Source organism: Halomonas sp. PA16-9, assembly GCF_009728585.1.
GTDB classification, from domain to species: domain Bacteria; phylum Pseudomonadota; class Gammaproteobacteria; order Pseudomonadales; family Halomonadaceae; genus Vreelandella; species Vreelandella titanicae.
The window spans coordinates 2,638,642-2,653,903 of the sequence record NZ_CP040451.1; the positions used below are offsets into that span (position 1 = coordinate 2,638,642).

Sequence of the window (15,262 nt, forward strand, 5' to 3'; positions counted from 1 at the left end):
AGCGGTGAGATCGATCATGAATTTGCGGTCGAACTTTAGAAGAATTCATGGACTGCCCCAGGGCTCAGAATTCTTCCGATAACAAAGCGCCGTTTCTGATACGGTTGAGCAACATAATACAATGCAAAGGTATGAAAATATGGCTCTTATCTATCATGTCACGAAGTCTGTAATAATTACCGAGCCTGCAGGTACTCCCCCGGAATGGTGGGTTGTAGACCTACGTAATGATGAAGATCGCGATGGAAAGATCGTGCAAGGGCGTTTCAAATCAGAAGCAGAGGCTATTGCAGAAGCCGATAGACTTAACGGCTTAAATTAATTTTTGGAGCTTATTCGTCAGCTCCGCTATCCACCTCCGCCGCTCGGCCAGCATTGAACCGGCGGCGTAACCCCTCATATTCAGCGAGCAATAAAAGTAGCCCTTTATTGCTCTGCAGGAGTCGAGTAGGCGCTGGCAGCTCATTCGTTAGATACTCCGGCACCTCCGGGCTGCTGCACTGCATTGGCATTGTCTGATCGCTGAAGCTCGCGCACCCAGTCAACAACCCCATCAGGCAGATCGCTATCAAGCCAGTCACCTGCTTTCGCATCTTGTTCTCCCAATGGTTCGAGGGCCCCGGTGCTGGCGCCTATATCGTCATCAATGGTTTCTAACGTGCGTTCACGATCGGCCAGGGCGTAGCTCAGTGTCTCGATGCGCTGGCGCTGTAACCGCTGGTGCTCGATCAATATCTCAGCGCGTTCACGCTGGTGCTCAGCCTCTGCTTGGTATGCGTCACGCTCACCGGTAACGTGCTGCCAGTAGAAATAAACAGCAGCAATGGTTAGAACACCTATAACCACTCCGATCAGGTTGCGCTTGAGCTGGCCGATCATTTGCGCCACCGGCCGATGAAAACCTCATATATATCGTCTGCTTTACTACGAATCCAATCGGTACCCAGGAATGCCAGGAACACACACGGCGGGAAGGCAATGATGGGCGGCCAACCCTGAGACTCAGCTATCCATAAGAAAACGGGGAACAGCGGCGTCGCCAGAAGCGTGCACATCAAGGCACCCAGTAGCGATTTCTTTAAGCTGCCACCCTCGTGCACGCCACGAATAAAGCCCATCGTAAACGTCAGGATGGCCACCAAAGTGATAGGCAAGAAATCCAGCAGCCCTTGCAAGAAGTTGGGGTCTCTGCCATTCATGGGGCGTTTCTCTTTCGTCTTGGGTTCATGGCGCACCTCTCGGGCGGGCCTCGTCAGTTAGTCGATGGAAATGCCGCCAGCCGCTTTATAAACACTCAGCAACTCATCAGTCGCCAGCTCCCGCTGGCCATACCCAGCACCTGGCAGACTCGCCCAAATTTTGCGGCAAGCGTGGATGGCGTCACGGATACGGCCGTCATGGATCAAAGCAAGCGCTTTGCACTGGCGGATAAGGTGAACAGCGCCTAGGTCTTGGCTAGCAGGCGTGAAGTCAGGAAGATGGAACCGCTCGACCAGGTCATCCCATGTACGTATTAGGAACTGGTACCGCCCTGCGGCGCTTGAGTGGATCTCATAAGCAGGAAGCCAAACAAGCTGGCGCGGATGATCGTCGTAGCTGCTGAACGTCTTGCCGCCGACAATCACATTGAAACCGTCCTGATCGCCAAAGCGAGGCGTGCCCTCGGCAAAGGCCAATGTATCGAGGAAGGCAGCCACGTTGCCGACACGTGTATCTCTTGGCGGTGCTGGCTCAACGCGCAGCAGTTCCGCCTCCTCAAACCAATGAGTAGGAGAATGAGCCGACATAGCTGAACCTCAATTACTGGAGCGACAGAAACGCAAAAGCCCCACCGGGTGACCGGCAGGGCTTCAAGACGTGATGGCTAATCGCGCAGCTAGCGCAGCCTAGATAAAATACTGCCTCAATCACGACACTTAGGCAAATAATTTTTTTGGAACATTTGTTTCGTTAGAAGCAGTGACGAATTTGAGCTTCCCAATACGTCGTATGATGCTTATATTAAGTTAATTAAGAGTATTTTGCCGACGCCAAGCGCCTACCCTGCGTAAGCGGTATGCTGTTTCAGTCATGATATCCAGCCGGCAGGATACTCTATGTTAGGCAGAAGCCCTGATTAGAGAGATTAGTTAAATGGATGTAGATAAGGATGTAGCAGAACTTGATCTATCTGGGCCAGTATCCTGTGCTAATTGGAAGGCATTCGATAATAAGCAAGATCTTAGATCTATCATAGAATACCCCTTATATACCGATGCCAGAATAATTGGTGAGATCACTGAAGGCTATGGTCCATACAAATTCTTGAATACTGTGCCTTCTGAAGATAGACCCGGTTTACTTAAATCAAGCATCATACTTAGAGCAGAATTTTATCTGAATAATGATCTTCCTCCAATGAATGAGACTGACACGTCTAATTATCATGGAGGATGGTTTCCAGATGAAATTGCAGCTTTAGTGTCGTTATGTTTGGGTATTAGAGTCAAAGCAGCTGATGAATCACGCCGTTTTGATGGGGGTGGTGACCCATTAGGGCGTCCTACAGTTTTTAGATTCAGAAGCGAGCCAATAATGAATCTCGGCGATAGACGATTAAAGTTACCCAATGCAGTAGGTGCGCATTCACTTGAAAATTTATATCCAATAAAGCTAATGCCTAAGCTTTCTAAAGAGGAAGCAATTGTCGTTATTCGTTCGGCTAGATTATATCAAGATGCTTTATGGATTGCTGAATCCGAACCAGCTCTTTCGTGGTTAATGTTCGTTTCAGCTATAGAGGCAGGTGCAAATATGTGGTTTAAGGGTGACGATTCGCCAGTCTCGAAATTGGAAGCATCAAAGCCTGATTTATATAGCATATTGGAAAATACTGGGATAGAAGGGCTGACTGAAAGTGTAGCCAAGGAAATAGTTCATTCACTTGGTGCAACGAATAAATTCATTAAATTTGTGATGAATTTTTTACCTGAACCACCTGAAAATCGTCCTCGTGAATGGGCACAAATAAGTTGGTCGCGAACATCAATGAAGGCTGCCTTAGGTAAAATATATAAGTATCGTTCGGAAGCTTTACATGGAGGAATACCCTTTCCAGCACCAATGTGCAATGGAGAAATGATGATTGAAGAGCGTATGGCTGAAAAGCCGACGGGTATTGCTTGCTCAACTCTCGGTGGAGTATGGCTAGCAGAAGACACTCCTATGCTTTTACATATGTTCGAATACATAGCAAGAGGTGTATTAATTAACTGGATTAGCAGCTTGAGAAGTGCCTAATAAGAAGCTGCAATCTGAATGCGAAATCTGTTACTTTTTGTAAAAATGGCTGCACAGAAAACGTCAACTGCGACCTCACACCTTCTAAAACTACGGCGCAAGGAAATAAAAATGTTGGATCTTTTTACATCAGTTGTAGAGAAAGAAAAGCTACACCCTAAATTCGAACTCGTAAGAGATAACTTATACCTATCAGGCGAACATGAAGTTTTAGAGGATTGGGTTACAGGCTTCATAGATAGAGACAATAAAATTGTTCAAGATTTCCAGGAAAATTTTCATTCAGCTTACTGGGAGTTTTATTTATTCGCCGTCTTCAAAGAAGCTGGATTCGAAATTGATTTTACAAAACACAGGCCCGACTTCAATATAATAAAGCCGAAAAAAATCTACGTCGAAGCCACAGTAGCAAACATCAAAGATAAAGGTTTAAAAGAAGACAAAAGAACTTTTAATGACATCATGTCTATGATAGAACCTGTACATATGCAAAAAAGTTCGACGAGAATTTAAGAGAATCAATAACAAGATACTCAGGATCAATTTTAGCAAAAAGCCAAATGTATACTGGGTACACAAAAAAAATCAAGAAAAATGAGAATGGTATAGAAACAGAAATAGAAAAATATTGCACAGGCTACAGTGAAGACGACGACTTCGACTTAACTGCTCCGTATATAATAGCTTTAAGCGGTTACGAGCAAATCAATTATGGCAATAATTTTTATTATTCCATGCTTGCTCTTCTATATGGAAATTATTATGACAACCTGAATGACAGGTTTAGTAGAAAAGAAAGTATTATCAAACCAGATACTGATTCCGATATCCAAATCGGATTGTTTTCAAATAATAAAATGGAACATGTATCAGCTATAATTTTTAGCTGCACCATGACTCTAGGAAAACTGACATCATTATCGATCTCTCAAAATAAATCCAATTTTATTCCTAATTCCGTATTATGTATTATGTATTAGACATGATAAAACCCCTCCTCACTTTAAAGCTCAACTGGTATCGTCAGATAGCCCTGAATACTTATCGGATGGGCTGTTCATATTTCATAATCCGTTTGCTAAAAACCCAGTGGATAACGATGCATTCAAAAATACAAATATAGTTAATGTGCACTTTGACATTGAAAGTAATGCTAATACTTTTGAAGGGAATAATCTACCTATTGTCTCAAGGCTTAATTTATTCGGAGGCAAACAGCAATTTAAAAACTCAATGCATGAAATTATTAAAAACTTTAATCCAGATTTGGTTTTTATATTTGCGGAAACAGTAGATACCATGAAATCTACAAATGACGAGGAAGGTTTTGAGGTAACATTTAAAGATATAGACAGCGAACTTGAATTTACTCTTACCTTTACAGATAAAGCTCTCAATGAGCAAAAAATAAAAGAGGGTGAAAAATACTTAATTACATATTCACTTAACAAGGATCTTGAAATAAAAACAATTAAACAATTTGAAATATATCAAAAATTCAACAAAATATGCCTATGTCTTGGAGAAGGCACCATAATTGATATTAAAAATCTCACCGGAAAAAATTAAAAAACTTTTTAATATAATACATGTAGAAGCGAACATTAGAGCTCACAGGAGATAGCATGCACAATGATGATAGAAGTATTACTATTGCTGGTACAACTTATATGGTTGAGGATTTTCAACAGCTTTCTCAAGAAGAAAAAATTGAATTAATGAGAGAATGGTTTTTTGATAATTATGAAGACCCAGTTGAGAGAACCCCGTATGAATCGAGGGAGGGTGGTTATATCTATATATGGGGAGGCCCATACTATGCTCATGACGAATTAACTGTTTTTTGTGAATTCGTAGATGATGAGCTAATTGAATCATTAGCAGAAGAATTATCAGTTGATTGCCCAGAGTGGACAGGTAGAGAAAGCCCAGATGATTACGATGACTCTTATTTAGAAGCATATTTAACTGGCAATAAGTACTTTGAATCTTTCAAGACTTCTATTAATCATGTTAAAGTTATACATGAGAGCAAAATCAGCGGTGAAGCTAAGCAACACTTGCTTGGGCTTTTATATGTAAACATCATCACAGCAATTGAAACTTATCTTTCTGATGCTTTCATTAGTACGGTTCTTGAGAACAAAGACGTACTCCGTAAATTCGTAGAATCAAACCCAGAGTTCAAAAAGCAAAATTTCTGCTTATCCGAAGTATTCATAAAGCATGACAGAATCGAAAGCGATGTCAAAGATTACTTACTTGGACTTATGTGGCACAATATAAAAAAAATAAAACCTATGTATAAATCAACTTTAGAAGTCAGCTTCCCTAGTGACCTATCGAATATATTCCAAGCAGTCATTCAAAGACACAACTTGGTTCATAGGGGAGGAAAAAATAAAGATGGCGAGATAATATTAGTCACGGATGATGAGCTAAATGAACTCATTGTAGAAGCAGAGATATTTATCAACCATGTTGACGAACAAATTAACAGATATGATGAACAAGAATTGTAATAACTTAGCAAATACAAGATTCATCAATCAACGGCCTGCAAGCAGGCCGTCTTAAAAATAATCGTTAAATCACTGAATGGTACTGCTGACTTCGCCTCTACAAAACATGAAAAACTCTCCACAAAGCATTGTCACAGACTTTCCCCCGAAATCATTTATAAATACTCACTTATCTCGAACGTCGACATATTAGTTATTTCTACCATGATTTTGTCCGCCAACAGAATACAACCTATGCCTGCCCTACCTCCCCCACCGCCAACACCTGCCACAACCTCTTACGCGCACGCTTACTCGCCACCTGCAACGCCTCCACACTCTCAAAAGGCCTAACGCCCTCATTCAGCCCCAGCGCCCTAAGCAACACCTCCTGTCGCTCAACCATCTGCCTGGCAGTCACCATCCAAATGCTATGGCCCATCTTCTCCGGACGAATACGGGCGGCCTGCATCAGCATGGCCGCGGCCTGGCGTTTGGGTAGCTGATCCAACAACCAACCACAGGTTTTATGCCACTCGCTTTGAGGGTGGTATCTCAGCGCGGTGAGCATGGCCTGATCACTACGACCACCGCCGCCAGGTACCTCACCTGCTAGAGCCGTCACACTGAACGGCTGGTATCCAGGGTTCTCATGGCGGTAATCAAGCTGCAGCTCCAGCATGGTGTCGATGATGCGTGATACTGCTGCATCACGTGCACGCTCGTCGCTCTTCGCGGCCTCAATCACACGCCAGGGGTTTGCAACCCGTTTCCAATCATCAAACTGCATGCTGCTCCCCTTCTGCTGTGCCATCACCCCTTCCTCCACTCGGTACCGCCTTCCAGCGCCAGCCGTTCACCCACTATTTGGGTGCGGGGCCAACTGGCGTATTCCCTGAGCACTGCTTTGGCCTCCTCGAGTCCCAGCGCCAGCACTGCGCAATAGCCTTCGTACTCGCTGCCTTCAAGCCACTCGAATTGGCTATCGGCTAACGGCGCATCCTTGGGCGGGGTGGCCTTGAATTCCAGGTACAGGCCAAACCAGCCTCCGCGGGCCTGACGCACGGGAAGATCGCTCACGCCTGCCTTTACGCCCTGGCGTTTGAGGTCACTCGCGGTTTTCTTATTGCGATGGCCACCGTTGGGTACATGAAAGGTTGCATCAAACAACTCGCCTACCGGATGGCCGCGCATCTTCTCGCCATACAGCCAGCGGATGAGCACGGCTTGCTCCTGCCTTTCCCAATCAACAGGCTTTGCCCGGGGCGCGCCGCTTTTGGTCAGTGCTCGAGGACGGCGTAGCTTTTTGGCAGTGGTTTGCTGGCGCCAGCTCATGCCAACACCTCCCGGGCATTGATCAACGTCAACCGGCCCGTATTAAAGGCACCGGTGTCGATATAGAACACATTGCCCAGCCAAGTAGGCTGCTCAACAATGGTGTGCCCGACCACTACAGCATCGATGCCGACCACTGGCGTCGTGTCCCTACGCTTTATACGAGTCCGGCCCCATACCATTTCCACTCTGCCTGCATCATCCGCCATCTCAACCTGCGACCAGTCCGCAGGCGGCTCGGCATGAACGATGCCCACCTGCTGCCCCAAAACATCTATCTGGCGGGCGTAAGGTAGATACTTCAGCGCCTCACGAAGAATTTGCCGGACTTCGATCATGTTCTCAGTTATCGCCCAGGTGCCGCCGTTGATCATCCAAAGGTCTTCTGCGCTTCCCCCATGCTCAAGCGCATCTATGGCCAACATCTCGTGATTGCCACGCACGCCAAAAAACCAAGGCTCAAAGGCTAGCGATAAGCACTCGAAAGAATCCATCCCCCGGTCGATCAAGTCACCCACACAAAATAACCGATCCTTTGACTTATCGAAGTCAACGCGCGCCATGGACTCAAGAAGCAGGTCGTACTGCCCATGAATGTCACCAACGATAAAATCTCTTCCATCCATGTTCTGGCCGTGCTTTTGAATCAAGCTCATAGCCCTAGCTCCTGATCGAGTTCCCAATCCATAAAACGATGATAAATCACCTCCCAAACCCTTCCGCCTCTGAACTCTTCACGCCATCCCCCCGGCGATCTGGTCGAGCATCCGTTGCTGGAGCTCCCAACGCTGGTAATCGGCCACAATGCGCTCCAGCATGGCCCTCGCCCGATCGTTGTGATCCAGCTCGGCGCGGCTTTGGATGCCACACGAATGACGGATGAAATCGGCGCAGTCCTCTGGGCTGTGGGTACCATCGGGCAGTTGCCGGTATTCAAGTGCCTTTGCCTGACGGCGGCGGCAATCGAGGTACAAACCGAATCGCACGTTTTGGCACAATAACGCGGCACGACGCGCCTGCTGCCCACCTTTCTCGGTCATGGAGTACCTCCGGCCACAAACATTAGGCGGTTTTTTAAAACCAGTCCTAAACTAGAAATGATCACTCCCTCCTTAACATTCTGTAACGGAGAGACACGATGAAATTTCAAAAAAGATGCCAAGCAGGAGAATGGGATCCACCGGGCCAAATCCCATGTGTTCCACCGATCAGGATTCCCAGACCAGAACCTCGTTTTCCTGATGATCCAGACTTTCCTGAAGACGAAGTCTGCATACGCTCCTAGTAGGGATTTAATGACATGAAAGATGTAAGCCTTCCCAGTATTCCTGAAAGGCACGACCCAATGTCGTTCGAGGAGGCTATTGATGGCACCTGTTACATGGTTAGGTACATGCAACTGCAGCAAAGACTTTTTAGCAGGATGGCCAACGTGTTCACGTTCACCAGTCTTTTTGGCGGTAGTGCTGCTTTTGCAGGAGTCATCACTGAGCACACGGTTTTGACCGCTACCAGTGGTGTCATTGTTGCAGTAAGTACCATGCTGGATTTTGTAATAGATCCCAAAAAGCACGCAGCTCAATGTCGCAAGGCAAGGAGACGCTTTCAGAAGCTCTACATGAAGAAAGCTGCTTACAGCTTTGAAGAATACGAATGTGAAACGTGCAGGATCGCTTTGATCGACTTCCCCGATATAGAAGGCCTTCGTAGGCCTGCTTTTAACGATACCTGTGTGCAGCTCGGGCGCACAAAAGGAGTGGTTGTTCTCAACAAGTGGGAACGCTTATTGAGGCTGATCACTTAGAGCTTGATTTAAAACGAACATTACCCTCCATCGCTTGGGGAGCATTGCATTACTTCCCATGTGATATTGGTGAATAGGCGGAGCCTTTATCATAGCAATTCCCAGAAATAGAAAGCCCAGCCTCAGGCCAAAGAAGAATTGAGCAAAGTCACCCAATATCGCTATATTGGTGGCTTCTAAACTAGGGATAAGGGGAAAGCGTTGGACAAGGCCGCCTACCACAAGCGTTGGGATCAGCTCGAGCAGATGCAGAGGGAATACAGCAACCTGCCAGAATCGGGCGTCGAAAACCTCGAAGCACTGCACAAAATGCTGGTTAACACTTTCCGAGAGTTTGTCGTTGCTTGTTATTGCGACCACTGGCGTGACGCCTACCGAGGCGCTGCGTTCCCCCTTGACTCCGATCGAGAGGTACTAATAGCCCGCGCCATCAAAGCTCACCACTGGACACCGGGGATTGCCACCAGCCTCTCCAGCTACGACCTTGCCCTTTCTCTCATTGATGAGCTGGCGACGTTCACACTGACAGAAATGGCCGTTCACGTGTCGTATATGAACCTGCAGGCACTGCCCAAGGCAGATTACCAAGCACTCATTCAACCGCATGAATGACAGTTGATCTGCATCAGTCCCTCGGACGCTCGCTCGGGAATAGGAAGTCATGCTGGTGCCCGGTACAGTGACAATTGCGACCCCATCCACCCATAGAAAAACATCGACGTATGCTGATCAGCGGCAACTGCTGAATCTTTGATTAGCTCCACCTCTTCAAAATACCAAAGCCTAGACATTGGTCTTAATCCCATTGATTCGTTTTCAAATAGAGAATAGCTTTATAAATGTTGACGTCAACATAAAGGCTTTCAACCCACTCGGCATGCGCCTTGGAGATGAACCAGAGACGAGTAAGCACAAAAGTAGACCGTGCTACCTCGGGATCATTCACAAGCCACTCCAGAAACCAAACGGCCTCGTCAATCGAGGAACCTGAATATAGGAGATTATAAGATGACCAATGAACTCACTGGAAAAGTTGCTGCCGTTACTGGCGCAGCATCAGGTATCGGGCTTGCCACTACCAAGGCCATGATTGACGCTGGTGCCAAAGTGGTCATGATTGATAGAGATGAGGCTGCGCTGAAAACCATCTGTGAAGAACTTGGCGAAGCTGCATTTCCCCTAGTTATTGACCTACTTGACCCACAGGACTGCGACACTCTCCTCTCACAAATCTTAGAGAAGGCAGGACAGTTAGATATCTTTCATGCTAATGCGGGTAGTTATATCGGCGGCGATTTGATCGACACCTCCCTGCCGCCATCGACAGAATGCTGAACCTCAATGTTAATGTGGTGATTAAAAATGTCCATAACGTCTTACCCTACATGATCGAACGTCGCACGGGCGATATTATGGTGACAAGCTCCGTTGCGGGGCACTTTCCGGTTCCCTGGGAGCCAGTCTATGCTTCCTCCAAGTGGGCCATCAATAGCTTCGTTCAGACTACTCGTCGTCAGATCAACAAGCACGGTATCCGCATGGCGTCGGTGTCTCCCGGGCCTGTAAATAGTGCATTGCTCGCCGATTGGCCAGAAGAAAATCTACGCAAGGCAAAAGAATCCGGCAGCATTATCGAACCAACGGATGTATCTGATGCGATTATGTTCATGCTTACTCGCCCCCGAAATGTAACCATCCGAGATATGGTTGTTTTGCCTAGCAACTTTGATATGTAGGAAGTATTCAATCCAGCAACTATTAAGGTGTTTCTTTAGCTTAATCAGATCAACCAGCCTTACAACCTCTTACAGTTTTGAATAAACACTTCGCATGAACGCTTTGATCATTTGTAAAATCCTAGAGGAATAGACATTGGTCGTATGACCGTTGACCAACCTCTAAAGGGCACATAGTCTTCAAATTGTTGACGTTAACATTAAGAGCTTTGTCAACATTGAAAAACCTTTAAGAGAAACAATAACAATCACGGAGTTAACAATGAAAATTAATAAGATCACCGCAAATTTTCGCAAAACGGCTCTTGTCGCCGCCTGCGCAGCCGCCTTTGTAGCAGGAACCGCAGCAGCCGATGAGCATACTCTGACAATCGGCATGTCCTTCCAGGAGCTCAACAACGAGTATTTTGTGACCATGCAGGAGGCACTCGAGACCGCCGCAGAGAGCCTGGGGCTGAGGTGATTGTCACCGATGCACGCCATGATGTCTCCAAGCAGGTCAGCGACGTAGAGGACATGATCCAACGTGGCATCGATATCCTGCTGCTCAACCCTGCCGACTCCGTCGGGGTTGAAACGGCGGTGTTGTCTGCCCGAGAAGCAGGCGTCACCACGGTCGCGATCGATGCCCAGGCAGAGGGCCCAGTGGATGGCTTCGTGGGTTCCAAGAACTATGACGCCGGCTACTTAGCCTGCGAATACCTCGCCCAACAACTCGATGGTGAAGGTCAGGTAGCCCTACTGGATGGCATTCCGGTTGTGCCGATCCTGCAACGTATTGAAGGCTGCTCCGACGCGCTTAATGAGTACGATGGCATCGAGATCGTAACCAAAAGAATGGCCGTCAGGAGCGTACCCATGCGATGACAGTCACCGAGAACATCATCCAGGCAAACCCGGATCTAAATGGTCTCTTCAGCGTCAACGATATCGGCGCGCTGGGCGCTCTGATAGCCATTGAGGCCAGTGGTCAGGACATCAAGCTGGTCAGCGTCGACGGTCATCCCGAGGCAGTAGCGGAGATCCAGAAGGCTGATTCCCCGTTCATCGCCACCTCAGCGCAATATCCCGCAGACATGGTGCGTGTAGGGCTCGGCCTGGCGCTGGCTAAGCACTGGGGTGCAGAAACTGCGCCCGCGGAAATTCCCATCGACGTACAACTGATCGACCGCGACAAGGCCGCTGACTTTAGCTGGTAACCCCTCCCACCGACGATGATGACGTGTGCTGCCCCTACGGGCGGCACACGAGGGTATCCCTATGACTCCATTACTTTCCCTGAGACACATCTCGAAGTCATTTCCCGGGGTGAGGGCCCTCACGGATGTATCGCTCGATGTCCATGCTGGCGAGGTGCATGCTTTACTTGGCGAAAACGGAGCCGGCAAGTCGACTCTGATGAAAATTCTCTGCGGCATCTACCGACAAGATGAAGGTGAGATCAACATCAATGGCGAGGTATGCAATTTCCATGGCTACCAAGACGCCCTTAACGCGGGCATCGGTATCATCTTCCAGGAATTCAGCCTGATCCCCGACCTGGACGCCGTGGATAATATCTTCCTTGGGCGTGAATTGCGTAACAGATTCGGGCTGCGAGACCGGCGCAGCATGATCGCCGAGGCGCAGCACCTGCTAGACCGCCTCAAGGTCTCGATCCCTTAGACCGCCCCATCGCCGACTTGAGTGTCGCCGACCAGCAGTTCATCGAGATCGCCAAGGCCCTGTCACTGAAAGCGCGCATCCTAATCCTCGACGAGCCGACAGCAACCCTCACGCCTAGCGAAGCAGATCACCTGTTCACCATCATGCGAAAACTGCGCGAGCAACAGGTCGGCATGGTATTCATATCACACCACATGGAAGAGATATTCACCATCTGTGATCGTGTCACCGTGATGCGTGACGGTGAGAAGGTCGACGACTGCGACGTCGTCTCGACTACCCCCGACGACCTAATCGAGAAAATGGTCGGCCGCCGTGTTGAGAATCTTTATCCCGAACAGCGTAGCGATGCCGATTATAACGATGTGGTATTAGACATTGAATCCCTGCGCCTTGACGTCAATGGCCCCGAACACTCATTGAAGCTCTACCGCGGCGAGATCCTCGGCTTTGCTGGCTTAGTGGGGTCGGGCCGCACAGAACTGGCTATGGGGCTGATCGGTGCGACGCGCCCCGTGCATGCCAAAATTCTTATGGAGGGCAAGCCAACTAAACTCCTACACCCCGCCACCGCCCTGAAGCAGGGGATCGGCCTTCTACCGGAAAGCCGAAAGATCCAGGGATTGATCCTGCCGTTCTCTTGTCGCGAAAACATCACCCTGAACAATCTGACACAATTTCAGAGTGCTTTGCCATTGATCAAGCGCCGCCAAGAGTCCAGTACTGCCGCCGATCTGATGAAGGCAGTCCGTGTCAAGGCTCCCAGCCCCGAAACCCCAGTGGGCAATCTCAGCGGCGGCAACCAGCAGAAGGTTGTTATCGCCCGCTGGCTGGGCCACCAGTGTAAGGTGCTGATCTTCGATGAGCCCACCCGCGGCATTGACGTCGGCGCCAAGTCAGAGATCTACGCCTTAATGAAAGAGCTCACTGCCCGAGGCGTGTCGATCATCATGATTTCGTCCGAACTCCCGGAAATTCTTGGTCTATGCGATCGCGCAGCGGTCTTCTACCAGGGACAGATCGCCGCCGAACTGCAAGGCAACGATCTCAATTCACAATCCATCATGCATCACGCCACGGGGGGACTCAGCTCATGAGCCAGCTCGACTCAATACCCGGCAACACTCACCAGCCCCTCAAGATGCGGCTGGCCAGTTGGCGCCGTACTCCAATCTTCTACCCGCTGATCGGTTTCATCGTCGTTTTCATTGCCATGTCGACCATCAACGACAACTTTCTAACCATAAGCAACCAAGCCAATCTGGTGCGTCAGACCTCGATCATCGCCATCATAGCTGTGGGGATGAGCCTAGCTATTCTCACCGGCGGCATCGACCTTTCCGTGGGCCCGGTAATGGCCTTGTCGGGAACGGTAATGGCTGGGCTGATGGTGGCGGGGGTTCCTCCGTCGCTAGCCATCCTGCTAGGCGTATTGGTAGGTGCAGGTTTCGGAGCTTTCAATGGCTTTTTTGTTGCTTTTGCGGGCATGCCACCCATCATCGTCACTTTGGCCACTATGGGGATTGCCCGCGGGCTTGGCTTGATATACACCGGAGGCTACCCAATTTCCGGCCTCCCCCCGGAATTTGCCTTCTTTGGTCGCGGCAGCTTGGCCGGCATCGAAACCCCGATACTGATCATGATCAGCGTCTACGCACTCGGCTTTTTGCTGCTCCACCATACTGCGACCGGACGCTACCTGTATGCCATTGGCGGCAATGAGGAAGCGACTCGGCTATCCGGTATCCGAGTGTCCCGCTACAAGTTGCTGGTCTACACCCTGAGTGGCACGACTGCGGCCATTGCCGGGTTGATCTTGACCTCTCGGTTGATGAGCGGCCAACCCAACGCCGGGATCGGCTTCGAGCTCGACGCCATCGCCGCCGTAGTACTGGGCGGCGCCGCTATCACCGGTGGGCGAGGAATGATTCTAGGCACACTGGTAGGCGCCATGCTACTTGGCGTGCTCAACAACGGCCTTAACCTGATGGGGGTATCGCCCTACCTTCAAAACGTTATCAAGGGCCTGATTATCCTGTTGGCGATCTACATTAGCCGCAAGCGGACTCCCTGAGACCCTGCTCATGCCGATCATGCATCGGCTAAATGCCAACCACAAATCGAGCGAGTGACGCTACATCATGAACTTCGAACTCCACAACCAACGCATCCTCGTTACGGGAGCGACCAGCGGCATCGGCCTCGATATCGCGCGGTCTCTGGCTGAACTCGGTGCCGAACTGGTGCTGTTTGGTCGCAACCGGGATCAGCTAGCCAAACTTGAGAAAGAGCTGGGGGCACGCACCCTGGCCGTAGACATCACCGATGAGGCCGCGGTTGTCGTGGCCTTCGCCGAGATGCCCGTCCTCGATGGCCTGGTCAATTGTGCCGGTATCTCGATCCTCGACGACGTCTTGGATTTCAAGGCGAAAGATATCGAGAACATTATGAACACGAACGTCACTGCCAGTGCCGTGGTGGCACGGGAAGCGGCTCGCCACATGATCGCGCACGGCCGTCAGGGCAGCATTGTCAACGTCTCAAGCCAAGCATCCATGGCCGCTCTGCCCGGCCACCTAGGCTATTGCGCGTCTAAAGCAGCCATGGATGCCATGACTCGTGTGCTGTGCCTCGAGCTGGGTTCCAAAGGCATCCGCGTCAACAGTGTCAACCCGACGGTGACCCTGACCCCCATGGCCGAACGTGCCTGGGCCGATCCCGCCAAGCGCAACCCGATGCTGGCCGCCATTCCCCTAGGGCGCTTTGCCACTCCCAGGGAAGTCGCCCTTCCGGTTGCCTTCCTTCTCAGCCCGGCCGCGTCGATGATCAGCGGAGCCTGCCTGCCGGTCGATGGAGGCTTCACGTCTCACTAGCCCCAAAAAGGAACCTGACATGTATATCGGTGTGGACTGTGGTGCTCAGAGCCTCTTGACGAGAACCCC

General features: G+C 49.5%; 24 protein-coding genes. 17 read left to right on the top strand and 7 right to left on the bottom strand.

Features of this window, described 5'->3' with window-relative positions; all coding sequences use genetic code 11:
* Positions 1-139 precede the first annotated feature (139 nt).
* Entirely contained in the window at positions 140-322 is a 183-nt protein-coding gene (locus FDY98_RS12190) for a hypothetical protein (RefSeq protein ID WP_022523430.1), read from the top strand.
* A 140-nt stretch (positions 323-462) separates the two neighbouring features.
* Here the strand turns inward: FDY98_RS12190 and FDY98_RS12195 are convergent, their stop codons facing one another.
* Genes FDY98_RS12195 through FDY98_RS12205 form a run of 3 tightly spaced genes read right to left on the bottom strand, consistent with a single transcriptional unit; the run spans position 463 to position 1,787 of the window.
* A complete protein-coding gene (locus tag FDY98_RS12195; protein ID WP_035537351.1) occupies positions 463-879 on the bottom strand; it encodes a hypothetical protein in 417 nt (138 codons plus the stop codon).
* Positions 876-1,199 carry a phage holin family protein gene (locus FDY98_RS12200; RefSeq protein ID WP_027959465.1) on the bottom strand — a complete coding sequence of 108 codons (324 nt, stop codon included), beginning with the start codon at positions 1,197-1,199 and terminating at the stop codon, positions 876-878. The genes FDY98_RS12195 and FDY98_RS12200 overlap by 4 nt, the downstream gene beginning before the upstream one ends.
* A gap of 57 nt (positions 1,200-1,256) precedes the next feature.
* Positions 1,257-1,787, bottom strand: a complete 531-nt coding sequence (locus tag FDY98_RS12205; protein WP_027959466.1) for a glycoside hydrolase family 24 protein — start codon at positions 1,785-1,787, stop codon at positions 1,257-1,259.
* Between the two features lie 346 nt (positions 1,788-2,133).
* Here FDY98_RS12205 and FDY98_RS12210 point away from each other — a divergent pair, with 346 nt between their 5' ends.
* From FDY98_RS12210 to FDY98_RS12230, 5 genes are all read left to right on the top strand, one after another.
* The gene (locus FDY98_RS12210) at positions 2,134-3,279 is read left to right on the top strand and encodes a hypothetical protein (protein WP_027959467.1); all 1,146 of its coding nucleotides are present in this window, start codon (positions 2,134-2,136) and stop codon (positions 3,277-3,279) included.
* A gap of 111 nt (positions 3,280-3,390) precedes the next feature.
* Positions 3,391-3,792 carry a hypothetical protein gene (locus FDY98_RS12215; RefSeq protein ID WP_155705859.1) on the top strand — a complete coding sequence of 134 codons (402 nt, stop codon included), beginning with the start codon at positions 3,391-3,393 and terminating at the stop codon, positions 3,790-3,792.
* Positions 3,793-3,839: 47 nt separating this feature from the next.
* Positions 3,840-4,259 carry a hypothetical protein gene (locus tag FDY98_RS12220; protein ID WP_155705861.1) on the top strand — a complete coding sequence of 140 codons (420 nt, stop codon included), beginning with the start codon at positions 3,840-3,842 and terminating at the stop codon, positions 4,257-4,259.
* A gap of 109 nt (positions 4,260-4,368) precedes the next feature.
* The gene (locus tag FDY98_RS12225) at positions 4,369-4,848 is read left to right on the top strand and encodes a hypothetical protein (protein ID WP_155705862.1); all 480 of its coding nucleotides are present in this window, start codon (positions 4,369-4,371) and stop codon (positions 4,846-4,848) included.
* Positions 4,849-4,904: 56 nt separating this feature from the next.
* Positions 4,905-5,801: a HEPN domain-containing protein gene (locus tag FDY98_RS12230; protein ID WP_027959470.1), complete on the top strand. Its 897-nt coding sequence runs from the start codon at positions 4,905-4,907 to the stop codon at positions 5,799-5,801.
* A 232-nt stretch (positions 5,802-6,033) separates the two neighbouring features.
* Here the strand turns inward: FDY98_RS12230 and FDY98_RS12235 are convergent, their stop codons facing one another.
* The 4 genes from FDY98_RS12235 to FDY98_RS12250 all read right to left on the bottom strand — a co-directional run bounded on the left by FDY98_RS12235 (position 6,034) and on the right by FDY98_RS12250 (position 8,155).
* Positions 6,034-6,594 (bottom strand): hypothetical protein, encoded by a 561-nt coding sequence (locus tag FDY98_RS12235; protein WP_027959471.1) that lies wholly within the window; start codon positions 6,592-6,594, stop codon positions 6,034-6,036.
* A complete protein-coding gene (locus FDY98_RS12240) occupies positions 6,594-7,115 on the bottom strand; it encodes a VRR-NUC domain-containing protein (RefSeq protein WP_027959472.1) in 522 nt (173 codons plus the stop codon). The genes FDY98_RS12235 and FDY98_RS12240 overlap by 1 nt, the downstream gene beginning before the upstream one ends.
* On the bottom strand, positions 7,112-7,771 hold the full coding sequence (locus FDY98_RS12245) for a metallophosphoesterase (RefSeq protein WP_027959473.1): 660 nt from the start codon (positions 7,769-7,771) through the stop codon (positions 7,112-7,114). The genes FDY98_RS12240 and FDY98_RS12245 overlap by 4 nt, the downstream gene beginning before the upstream one ends.
* A 78-nt stretch (positions 7,772-7,849) precedes the next feature.
* The gene (locus FDY98_RS12250) at positions 7,850-8,155 is read right to left on the bottom strand and encodes a hypothetical protein (RefSeq protein WP_027965442.1); all 306 of its coding nucleotides are present in this window, start codon (positions 8,153-8,155) and stop codon (positions 7,850-7,852) included.
* A gap of 260 nt (positions 8,156-8,415) precedes the next feature.
* On the opposite strand from FDY98_RS12250, the gene FDY98_RS12255 reads away from it, so the two are divergent.
* The 11 genes from FDY98_RS12255 to FDY98_RS12285 all read left to right on the top strand — a co-directional run bounded on the left by FDY98_RS12255 (position 8,416) and on the right by FDY98_RS12285 (position 15,193).
* The gene (locus FDY98_RS12255; RefSeq protein WP_027959474.1) at positions 8,416-8,919 is read left to right on the top strand and encodes a hypothetical protein; all 504 of its coding nucleotides are present in this window, start codon (positions 8,416-8,418) and stop codon (positions 8,917-8,919) included.
* 201 nt (positions 8,920-9,120) lie between these two features.
* Positions 9,121-9,531 (top strand): hypothetical protein, encoded by a 411-nt coding sequence (locus tag FDY98_RS12260; RefSeq protein ID WP_027959475.1) that lies wholly within the window; start codon positions 9,121-9,123, stop codon positions 9,529-9,531.
* A gap of 396 nt (positions 9,532-9,927) precedes the next feature.
* Complete coding sequence (locus FDY98_RS27980; RefSeq protein WP_340146524.1) at positions 9,928-10,254, top strand: SDR family oxidoreductase; 327 nt, start codon at positions 9,928-9,930, stop codon at positions 10,252-10,254.
* Positions 10,248-10,655, top strand: coding sequence for an SDR family oxidoreductase (locus FDY98_RS27985; protein ID WP_340146525.1), 408 nt, complete (start codon positions 10,248-10,250; stop codon positions 10,653-10,655). Before FDY98_RS27980 ends, FDY98_RS27985 begins: the two co-directional genes overlap by 7 nt.
* Before the next feature lie 262 nt (positions 10,656-10,917).
* Positions 10,918-11,118: a hypothetical protein gene (locus tag FDY98_RS27990; RefSeq protein ID WP_340146526.1), complete on the top strand. Its 201-nt coding sequence runs from the start codon at positions 10,918-10,920 to the stop codon at positions 11,116-11,118.
* Positions 11,115-11,522, top strand: a complete 408-nt coding sequence (locus FDY98_RS27995; RefSeq protein WP_340146527.1) for a substrate-binding domain-containing protein — start codon at positions 11,115-11,117, stop codon at positions 11,520-11,522. The genes FDY98_RS27990 and FDY98_RS27995 overlap by 4 nt, the downstream gene beginning before the upstream one ends.
* On the top strand, positions 11,519-11,854 hold the full coding sequence (locus FDY98_RS28000; RefSeq protein WP_340146528.1) for a substrate-binding domain-containing protein: 336 nt from the start codon (positions 11,519-11,521) through the stop codon (positions 11,852-11,854). Before FDY98_RS27995 ends, FDY98_RS28000 begins: the two co-directional genes overlap by 4 nt.
* 109 nt (positions 11,855-11,963) lie before the next feature.
* Positions 11,964-12,320: an ATP-binding cassette domain-containing protein gene (locus tag FDY98_RS28005; RefSeq protein ID WP_340146529.1), complete on the top strand. Its 357-nt coding sequence runs from the start codon at positions 11,964-11,966 to the stop codon at positions 12,318-12,320.
* A gap of 17 nt (positions 12,321-12,337) precedes the next feature.
* Positions 12,338-13,417, top strand: a complete 1,080-nt coding sequence (locus FDY98_RS12275) for a sugar ABC transporter ATP-binding protein (RefSeq protein WP_340146530.1) — start codon at positions 12,338-12,340, stop codon at positions 13,415-13,417.
* Complete coding sequence (locus FDY98_RS12280) at positions 13,414-14,394, top strand: ABC transporter permease (RefSeq protein WP_027959478.1); 981 nt, start codon at positions 13,414-13,416, stop codon at positions 14,392-14,394. Before FDY98_RS12275 ends, FDY98_RS12280 begins: the two co-directional genes overlap by 4 nt.
* 67 nt (positions 14,395-14,461) lie before the next feature.
* Positions 14,462-15,193, top strand: coding sequence for an SDR family oxidoreductase (locus tag FDY98_RS12285; protein ID WP_022523411.1), 732 nt, complete (start codon positions 14,462-14,464; stop codon positions 15,191-15,193).
* Positions 15,194-15,262: the final 69 nt, after the last annotated feature.